Raw genomic sequence first — 9,021 nt, forward strand, 5'->3', positions numbered from 1 at the left:
AGACTTAGATGTTACTAAAATTGAACCAGCGGTACAACTGATAAAAAAATATGGCATTAAAGCAAAAGTTAATATACTAGTAGGTTGTGGTCCTTTAGAAACGAAGAAGACTATAGGATATAACAGAAAAATGGTTAGAAAGCTTGATTTTAATCAAGTTATGTATAATATTTGTAATCCTTTCCCCGGCACAGAGCTTTACAAAACTGCTAAGGAAGAAGGATGGTTTATAAAAGGAGACTACTATCCATCGGATGTCCAAAAAGAGGTGATTATTAAGCTTCCTCACTTAAGTCCGAAAAAACTTAAAAGAGCTGTAAGGATAGGCAATTTACAGTTTTTCTTGCGGCCTAAGTTCATTATTAGAAATATTAGGGAATTTGCTACCTTTAAAGACTTTATATATGCTTTGAAGGTTCTAAAGCGAAAGCTGGTATGAGTAAGGTAAATTTGTTGAAGAATTATTTAGGGTGGACAAAAGCCCCTATTGTTAAACTTGAATCAGGATTTAGATACTATCTAAAAGTGTTTGATTATGAAATTAAACGTTTTCTATGCTGGAGACTAGACTTAGCAATCCGCTATGCACCGGTATGTAGAATAATAAAGCGTTATGGTTACAGTGGATCTTCTATCTTAGAAATAGGATCTGGCTCCGTAGGGTTAACGTCTTCTCTCAGAAAAAAAGTGATTGGGATAGATCTTAATTTCGATGGAATTAAGTTGGGGTATCTGCAAGGTTGTAAGGCAAGTGCAGAAAAATTGCCCTTTCCTAGTAGAAGTTTTGATTTCGTAATCTCAATGGATATGTTAGAACATATTGCACCGGAAAATCGTGAAGAAGTACTTTATGAAATCTTGAGATGTTCTAGAAGGTATGCAGTGATAGGGATACCTTGTAGCATTTCTTCAGAGAGGGCTGACTATTTAATAAACAAGGTTTATTTAAAAAGGACGGGTCGCGAATATAGTGGATTTACAGAACATATGAAAAATGGTTTGCCAAACCATAAAGAAATTACAGATATGATAATTAACGTTTTGATGAGGTTAAATAGATCTTATAGGATAAAAATAGAAAACAATTTTAATTTAAAAACATGGTATTATTACTGGTATTTTCACATCAGTAGAAATCAAATTATCATGCTCTTAAAAAATAAAATGCTTCTGCCCTTTTATCCCATCATTAAATATCTAAACTTTGGGAATTGGATTTATGCCAAGAAACATAAAAATACTCACGTTGATTACTGAACTTTCTGTTGGAGGAGCACAAGAGTACGCTTTACTGGCTGTAGAAGGTTTGAATAGAAATAAGTATGAGGTTCATTTGGGAAGTTCTCCTGGAGGAGAGTGGGAAAGTAGAGCATCTAAAGTAGCAGACAGATTAATCATAATTCCTAACCTAAGAAGGGGGATTAATCCATATTACGATGCTATTGTGTTGTTTCAGCTTATTAAGCTTATTAAGAAGGAAAAATATCATATCATCCACACCCATAGTTCTAAAGCTGGATTTCTGGGAAGAATCGCAGGAAGAGTTGCGAAAGCTCCTATCATTATCCATACTATTCATGGATTTTCCTTTCACCAGTTTATGAATCCCTTTATTAAGCAATTGTATGCTTTATTAGAGAAAGTATCTGCGCGATTATCAGATATCTTAATTACAGTTTCAGAGATTAATAGACAAGAAGGAATAAATATTGCGATCGCGCCTAAGGAGAAATTTATAACTATCTATAATGGTTTTGCTCTTGAGAAGTTTCAGATTAACATTGATAAAAAAGCTAAAAAGAGAGAGCTTGGGTTTAACCCAGAACTTCCTTTGGTAGGGATGGTAGGACGTTTAGCACCACAGAAAGCCCCTCAAATCTTCACTTTAGCAGCCATGAAGATATTAAATAAGTATCCCAATGTTCAGTTTGCTCTCGTTGGTGATGGTCCTTTACAAGGTGAGATTAGAAGTATGATTAATAATGACCATAGAATAAAGTTATTTGGTAATAGAGATGATGTCCCAGAAATTTTGCATACTCTTGATATCTTTGCCCTTCCTTCCTTATGGGAAGGGTTACCTCGCTCAATAGTAGAAGCAATGATTTGCTCCCTTCCAATTGTAGCCACTCCTGCAGTTGGTACCCTTGAAGTAATTGAGCATAATGTGACGGGTTTGTTAGTTCCTTACAATGATCCGGATGCTTTAGCAGATTCAATTGTATATCTTCTAAATAACCCATCTATCGCTTGTCAATTAGGTGAGAATGCAAGAGAAAGAGTTATCCCTAAATTCTCCCTTGAATTAATGATTAAAAAGATGGAAGAACTGTATGATTGGCTTGTTCAGAAGAAAAGGGTAATCTCTGAGTGAGTCGTACCTATTGGGGTGTAGGCTAAGTTTCGCAATGTCACTCAGGGGAGCGAAATATACGGTTAAATTATGTCCAGATGGCACAAGTCAGAATTGCTCTAGTGTCAAATATAGTTTTATTGGTTGGATTGGTTTAATTGGTTTGATTGGTTGAAGATATAGGACTAAGGTGTGAGGTGGTTTTTATTTCTTTTTATGTCATACATGTTTTATGTTTATACTGCTGAAGTTAATAAAGCCCTTCTTACTGCCCCCAACCCTGATTGCCATTGGGATGGCAACAAGTTTCCTTCTCCTTCTCCGTAAAAGACAAAGATTGGGCAAAGCTTTTTTGCTCTTAACATTAGCAACTTATTACTTGCTATCCATCGAACCGGTTGCTTATTTACTTGCAAAAAATCTTGAAAATAAGATGGCTATTGGAAAGATGGAGGAAGAAACTGCGAATGTAGAGGCAATTGTTGTTCTTGCTGGCGGTATAGATAAGAAGGGTGGTCACCGTCCTTATCACGAATTGAGCGGAATCAGTTGGAGAAGGTTATGGCACGGGATTGAGTTATATAAAGAGTTCAAAGGCAAAATACCCATTCTTTATAGCGGTGGCAGTGGTGATCCCTTTGATCCTGTCTCTGTGGAGGCTGAACTTGCAATGAACTATGCCGTATCTATGGGCATTCCTAAAGAAAAGTTTTGGATAGAGAACTCTTCAAGAAATACTTATGAGAGTGGAATTGAGATTAAACGCATCCTTAAAGGTCGCTTCCCTGGAGTTGAAAGGCACCGAATAATTCTGGTGACATCAGCCCTTCATATGCTACGGTCTATGAAGGTAATGAAAAAAGCAGGTATAAACACAATTCCTTCTTCTGCTGACTTTGCTATAGGTTCACTAAGTTTAGATCCATTGAGTTTTTCCCCCTCTGATTCTAACTTTTCTATATCAACTTTCAGTATCCATGAATGGATAGGAATTGGCGGCTACTGGTTACTCGGGCGAATATAGGGTTAAAGCTTTTTTGATAAATATTATACTCCAAGTTTTGCAGATATTCCGGCGGGGACGGGACTTGGCTCATCAAGTTCCTTTGTAGTAGGTCTTTTAAATGCCCTTTATGCATATATAAATTCAACCTCCATCATCTCATAGTTTGTAGCTTTTAGCTGACAGCCTGAAATTAGCATAGCTAAAAGTCATGAACTATGAGCCAAAAACTAAGATCTATCAACGATGTTAAAACGAACCTTTGATTTGACCCTTTCATTATTTGGCATAATTCTATCTTCTCCCCTCTGGCTTCTTTCTTCTTTAGCAGTAAAGCTTGAAGATAGAGGCCCTATTTTTTACTCACAGGAAAGAGTAGGAAAAAATGGCAGGGTATTTAAGGCCTTAAAGTTCCGCTCAATGGTACATGATGCTGAAAAACATACTGGTGCAGTATGGGCATCAGAGAATGACCCAAGAGTAACAAAGGGTGGAAGGATTCTTAGAGCAACCGCTATGGATGAATTGCCTCAATTATTGAACATATTAAAAGGAGAGATGAGCTTTGTAGGCCCGAGGGCAGAAAGACCTAAACTGGTGGAGGAGTTTGCTCAGAGGATAAACAATTACCATCATAGACTTTTGATTAAGCCAGGCCTTACAGGGATGGCCCAGGTCTATGGAAAATATGATACTCCGCCTAATCAAAAACTCCGCTACGACATCCTTTATATCAAGAACCAATCCTTCTGGCTGGATATCAAGTTGATACTACTTTCTTTCTGGATCACCTTCAAGGGGAAGTGGGAAAGCAGGGAGAGGAAGGTGTGAGATTAAGAGACTAAGAGATTGGGAGATTGGGGAATTGGCAAAGATAAGGAGCTTTGAGGATCTTGATGTTTGGCAGATTGGAAAAGAGCTGGTGTTAAAGATTTATGAGCTTACCAGCCATTTTCCAAGAGAAGAGGTTTACAGGATGACTTCACAAGTCAAGAGAGCAGCATTATCCGTGCCAGCCAATATTTCAGAAGGTTTCGGTCGGTTCCACTTTATGGATAAAGCAAAGTTTTATCTTAACGCCAGGGGTTCTCTTTATGAATTAAAAAGTCACTTATTATTAGCCAACGAGTTAGGTTTTATTGAAGATAGAGCAGCGGATGGTGTTTTTCAGATTATTGATGAGTTATCTCTTAAAATGAACAATTTGATTAATAGAACGAGAAATCTCAACCAGTCTCAATAAATCTCCATGAATCTCTCAGCTATGCATGATGTTATTATAATCGGGGCCGGGCCAATTGGAAGTTATACTGCGTATTTACTGGCTAAGGAAGGCCTGGATGTGGCAATACTCGAAGAACACTCAGATGTCGGAGAGGGAGTTAACTGTGCTGGTATTGTCAGTACTGAATGCTTTAAAAATTTTGATTTACCTACGGAAACAATACTTAAGTCAATAGAAGCTATTAAGGCTTTTTCGCCTTCTGGCAATTGTGTTGAATACAGAACCGGCTCGACTATAGCTCATGTTGTTAATCGAAGTCTCTTTGATAGCGAGATTGCCCGGATGGCTGTAAAGGAAGGGGCTACTCTTTATTTAAAAACAAAGGTCAAAGAAATAAGTATTACAGACAGTGCCTTCAAAGCAAAAACAGAAAGGGCGGGGGAAGAATTTAGCTCAAATGTAGGAGTAATTGCTACAGGATTTGAGCTTATTCCTCTTATACCCAGGAGGCCTGAAAGGTTTTTGTATGCTGTTCAAACAGATGGAGAGGTAAGAGATATCAAGGGTATTGAGGTTTATTTTGGAAGGGAGATTGCTCCAGGGTCTTTTGCCTGGGTTGTGCCGACAAATGGTAAAACGGCAAAGATCGGGCTTATCACAGATAAAGATCCAGCAGCCTATTTAAAAGGCTTTCTCCAGAGTCCTCTTATTAAGCATAGATTGGAGGCGTGTGATAATCAGATAAGATGCAGTCCTATTCCAGTTAAAGGAATTCCTAAGAGTTATGCAGAAAGGCTTGTTGTAGTAGGCGAGGCAGCAGGTCAGGTTAAGGCTACTACTGGCGGTGGTATCTATTTTGGATTCCTCTGCTCAGAGATAGCAGCACGGACAATCTTAAAGGCATTTCGACAAGAAGATTTTAGCGAAAGACTGTTTAAGGAATATGAGGTAGGGTGGAAAAACAAACTATCTCTTGAGTTAAAACTTGGCTACTACCTCAGGAATCTCTATGCAAGGCTTTCTGATAATCAGATTGATGTTTTAATCAATCTGGTCGGTAAAGATGGTCTGCCGATTATAATGAAAAAGGCTGATTTTGACTGGCACAAAGGCCTTATTGTTTCACTGCTTCAACATACACTCTTTAGAAAACTTTTTAGAACTTGATTCTTAACAGAGTTCTTCTGCGAACATTTTATTCTCCTTTCTTTTCTAAGGAGGAAATCATAGGTGACCCCATTGTCAATTATACGAGTCTTATGTTTCTTGGGGATTGTTATATCCATTCCCTTTACATCTTTTGCCTCGAATGTCGATGCGAAAAGCGATCTCTATCTTGACCTGGAGCGCCTCTCTGCCTATGGCCTGATAGACCAGGCAATTATTGGTGCAAGACCCATTGATAGACGTGAGTTCGCAAGACTCGTAATAGAGGCCTCTAAAAACGTAAGGCGTAAGACGTCCGCAATAGAAATAATCCTCGAAAAACTTAAGGAAGAGTTCAAAGAGGAGATTGCAGAGATAGGATACGAGTCTTCCTATATAAAAGCGGTCAGGAAGGCTGAGTTAAGGTACTCTCATCTCGAAGGTGATAAATCCTTTTTTCCAGGTATAAAGGCGTCGCAGGAGCCATTCAATTATAATAACGAGGGAATAGCCTTGAATAAAGACAATGTCTTCCTCACCCTCGAGGGAGATGCAAGGATTCAAGTTCTCTCCCTTTATGTCAATCCTCTTTTATCTTACAGGGATTCAAAGGGTTTTGATGCCAAACTTCATAAGGGCTACGGAAAGTTTTATATTGGCAAATTCTCCATAGAGGCAGGAAAGGATTCCCTCTGGTGGGGCCAGGGAAGACATGGAAGTCTCATGCTCACCAACAATGCAGAGCCTTTTAAACTCTTAAAAATAAGCAATGAGGTTCCTTTAAATCTGCCTATAGTAGGCTTTTTCAGGATTGATTTCTTCCTTACAAGACTTGAGGAGGACAGGGACTATCCAGAACCCTATCTTGGAGGACTCAGGCTGAGCTTTAAGCCAGGGCCATGGCTTGAATTTGGGTTGACAAGGACAGTTATTACAGGGGGCAGAGGTATGCCGGGCCTCGGACTTGGTGATATAGGCACAATCCTTATAGGTAAAAATTTAGATGGTAAAGCAAAGGGTGAGAGCAACCAGATTGCAGGTGTGGATGTTCGCATAAGAATCACCCCTCTTAAGGCTCACATTTATGGAGAGGCTGCTGGCGAGGATGAGGCAGGAGGGCTTCCGTATAAGTGGGCATATATTGCAGGCATCTATTTTGCGGACATCCTCGGCGCTGATTTGAGGGTAGAGCATGCAAATACTGCCTTTCAGTATGCAGGGTGGTACACTCATGGTGTTTATACCTCAGGCTACACCTATAAAGGCAGGCTTATCGGCCATCATATGGGTGGAGATGCAAAGGATATCTTTGTTGGTTCCTCGCTTTTTCTGAGTAAAAATACAAAGGTCTTCCTGCACTATGATTATGAAAAAAGAGGTGTCTCAAGATCAAATCCAGAAAGCCACAATGAGGTGCTTTTTGGCTTAAAGCATACGCTCTCAAAAGGGATTACCCTGAGCTTAAAAGGCGGGTATGAAAAGGTTAGAAGTGCAGACTACGTTTCTGGAAGGAATAGAGAGAATAAGCTTATCGAATTTTCACTTGAAATGAGATAATATGCGCCAGAAAGAATTCTTTCTAAAGTTAGAAGAAGAAACTATCAACTCTTTTTTCTCAATGTTTCTGTGGAAAAAATAACCACAGAAATGTCAGAAGAACTACAAATTTAAACTGGAGGTAACGTGGAGAACAGAGAAGAAGTTTATGACGAAATAAACCTGATGGATTATATAATGGATTATATCAATGTGATAAAGAAACACAGGACGATGATTGTCATAATCATTGCGGTCTCTGTCCTGACGACAGGGATGGTATCTTTTTTAATGCCAAAAATCTATGAAGCAAAGGCAGTCATTACACCTGTAACACAGCCAAAAGAGCCTGGTGGTATGAGTGTGATTGCAGCCCAATTCAGCATAGCAGCTCCAGCCTCATCAAATGTCTCAGAGATAGTGAATCTCCTTAAGAGTAATATCTTACTGGAAAAAATAATTACAAGATATGACCTTCTCAAGGTATTTTTCAAAGAGGGTTTTCCGGAAGGACCATCTAAAGATAAAATAATATGGGGAGGGATAAGGTATCTCAAAGGAATAATGGAGGTGAAGCATAATCAAAGAGAAAATATAATTGAGTTGTCAGTGAAATTTAAAGACCCCAGGGTAGCGGCAGACATAATAAACTATACACTAATAGAACTTACAGATCATATGACAGGTGAGGCAAAGCGAGTTGCCGAGACGAATAAAAAATATCTGGAATCCCTGATAGATAAAAACTCAGACCCATTTATCAGACAGAAGGTATATGCACTTATTGCGCAGCAAATAGAGACATCCATGATGGCTGAGGTTAAAGAGAATTTTGCATTTAAGGTGCTCGATCCAGCAAGAGTGCCTGATACGAAGATTGAGCCAAAAATAAAAAAGAACATTATGCTTTCTTTTGTTACCTCTCTGTTTATCGGAATTTTTTTAGCTTTCTTTAAAGAATATCTTGAAAAAAATGGAAAACAAGGATGAATGAAAGGCCTATAAAATAGGCTCTTCATGGAATATAGTGGGTGAGAAGTAGAACATGAATCGTGTTTAATCTTGGCTTTGTGGAGGAATTCAATATGGCAATAAGAATTGGTATTAAGAGATTTCTGACCGTAATCTTTATGTTGTTTTTTATCCTGGCAGGGAACGCTTTTGCACAGTCTCCTGATGCTATTAACCAGGGTTCTGCCTCTCAGGGAGGTATACAGGTAATAAGTATAGGCAATCCTGTGCAACAGTCGCCACAGTCCCAGTTAGGAACAAATCCCCAACTAACACAGCAGCAGACAGAATGCTTGCAGAAGTTATCCCCTGAACAGAGAAATGCTATGCAAGCAGAGATGGAGAAGACTGGCGGTGTTCTCACACCAGAGGCAATAGAACAACTAAAGAACCGCCCTGAGTTTAAGGGATTAAGTCCTGAAGATATCTTAAAATGTAAGGAGCTTATAGAAAAAAAGAAAGAACCTGAGAGGAAAGAGCTACCAAAGGTCATAGAAAAGACAGTCATCAGCACAGAAGGAAGAAAATCCCTCTTTGACCGCTATAGAGTTGTGGAAAAATATCAGAATGTCTCCACTGAGTTAATGCCTTTTGGCTATGAGTTTTTTACAGGGGCAACAGTAAAAGTTCTGACTCAGAGGCAGGACATTCCTGTGCCATCAGACCATGTAGTAGGGCCAGGGGATGAAGTAAAGATACTTCTCTGGGGAAGGGTCAATGCCCAGTACAACCTTGTAATTGATAGAG

General features: G+C 39.0%; 10 protein-coding genes and 1 pseudogene. All 11 read left to right on the plus strand.

Annotation, left to right across the window (positions count from 1 at the left end; all coding sequences use genetic code 11):
• Positions 1 to 439 (plus strand): radical SAM protein (locus HZC12_02750; protein MBI5025647.1); only part of this gene is annotated, 439 nt, incomplete at its 5' end.
• Positions 436 to 1,257 carry a class I SAM-dependent methyltransferase gene (locus HZC12_02755; protein ID MBI5025648.1) on the plus strand — a complete coding sequence of 274 codons (822 nt, stop codon included), beginning with the start codon at positions 436 to 438 and terminating at the stop codon, positions 1,255 to 1,257. The genes HZC12_02750 and HZC12_02755, both read left to right, overlap by 4 nt.
• Complete coding sequence (locus HZC12_02760; GenBank protein ID MBI5025649.1) at positions 1,247 to 2,374, plus strand: glycosyltransferase family 4 protein; 1,128 nt, start codon at positions 1,247 to 1,249, stop codon at positions 2,372 to 2,374. The genes HZC12_02755 and HZC12_02760 overlap by 11 nt, the downstream gene beginning before the upstream one ends.
• Before the next feature lie 211 nt (positions 2,375 to 2,585).
• A complete protein-coding gene (locus tag HZC12_02765) occupies positions 2,586 to 3,377 on the plus strand; it encodes a YdcF family protein (GenBank protein MBI5025650.1) in 792 nt (263 codons plus the stop codon).
• 33 nt (positions 3,378 to 3,410) lie between these two features.
• Positions 3,411 to 3,500, plus strand: a pseudogene (locus HZC12_02770) (hypothetical protein).
• Between the two features lie 102 nt (positions 3,501 to 3,602).
• On the plus strand, positions 3,603 to 4,187 hold the full coding sequence (locus HZC12_02775) for a sugar transferase (GenBank protein ID MBI5025651.1): 585 nt from the start codon (positions 3,603 to 3,605) through the stop codon (positions 4,185 to 4,187).
• Between the two features lie 34 nt (positions 4,188 to 4,221).
• Positions 4,222 to 4,599 carry a four helix bundle protein gene (locus HZC12_02780; GenBank protein ID MBI5025652.1) on the plus strand — a complete coding sequence of 126 codons (378 nt, stop codon included), beginning with the start codon at positions 4,222 to 4,224 and terminating at the stop codon, positions 4,597 to 4,599.
• A 21-nt stretch (positions 4,600 to 4,620) separates the two neighbouring features.
• Positions 4,621 to 5,748 carry an NAD(P)/FAD-dependent oxidoreductase gene (locus HZC12_02785; protein ID MBI5025653.1) on the plus strand — a complete coding sequence of 376 codons (1,128 nt, stop codon included), beginning with the start codon at positions 4,621 to 4,623 and terminating at the stop codon, positions 5,746 to 5,748.
• A gap of 63 nt (positions 5,749 to 5,811) precedes the next feature.
• Entirely contained in the window at positions 5,812 to 7,284 is a 1,473-nt protein-coding gene (locus HZC12_02790) for a capsule assembly Wzi family protein (GenBank protein MBI5025654.1), read from the plus strand.
• Positions 7,285 to 7,410: 126 nt separating this feature from the next.
• Complete coding sequence (locus HZC12_02795) at positions 7,411 to 8,253, plus strand: hypothetical protein (protein MBI5025655.1); 843 nt, start codon at positions 7,411 to 7,413, stop codon at positions 8,251 to 8,253.
• Positions 8,254 to 8,348: 95 nt separating this feature from the next.
• The coding region (locus tag HZC12_02800) for a hypothetical protein (GenBank protein ID MBI5025656.1) at positions 8,349 to 9,021 on the plus strand (673 nt) is incomplete at its 3' end.

Source organism: Nitrospirota bacterium, assembly GCA_016214385.1.
Lineage (GTDB): Bacteria > Nitrospirota > Thermodesulfovibrionia > UBA6902 > JACROP01 > JACROP01.

Excerpts from the sequence above, each read along its gene's own strand:
- HZC12_02785 (MBI5025653.1), top strand. The coding sequence starts at position 4,621 with ATGCATGATGTTATTATAATCGGGGCCGGGCCAATTGGAAGTTATACT.
- HZC12_02775 (MBI5025651.1), top strand. The coding sequence starts at position 3,603 with ATGTTAAAACGAACCTTTGATTTGACCCTTTCATTATTTGGCATAATT.
- HZC12_02755 (MBI5025648.1), top strand. The coding sequence starts at position 436 with ATGAGTAAGGTAAATTTGTTGAAGAATTATTTAGGGTGGACAAAAGCC.
- HZC12_02765 (MBI5025650.1), top strand. The coding sequence starts at position 2,586 with ATGTTTATACTGCTGAAGTTAATAAAGCCCTTCTTACTGCCCCCAACC.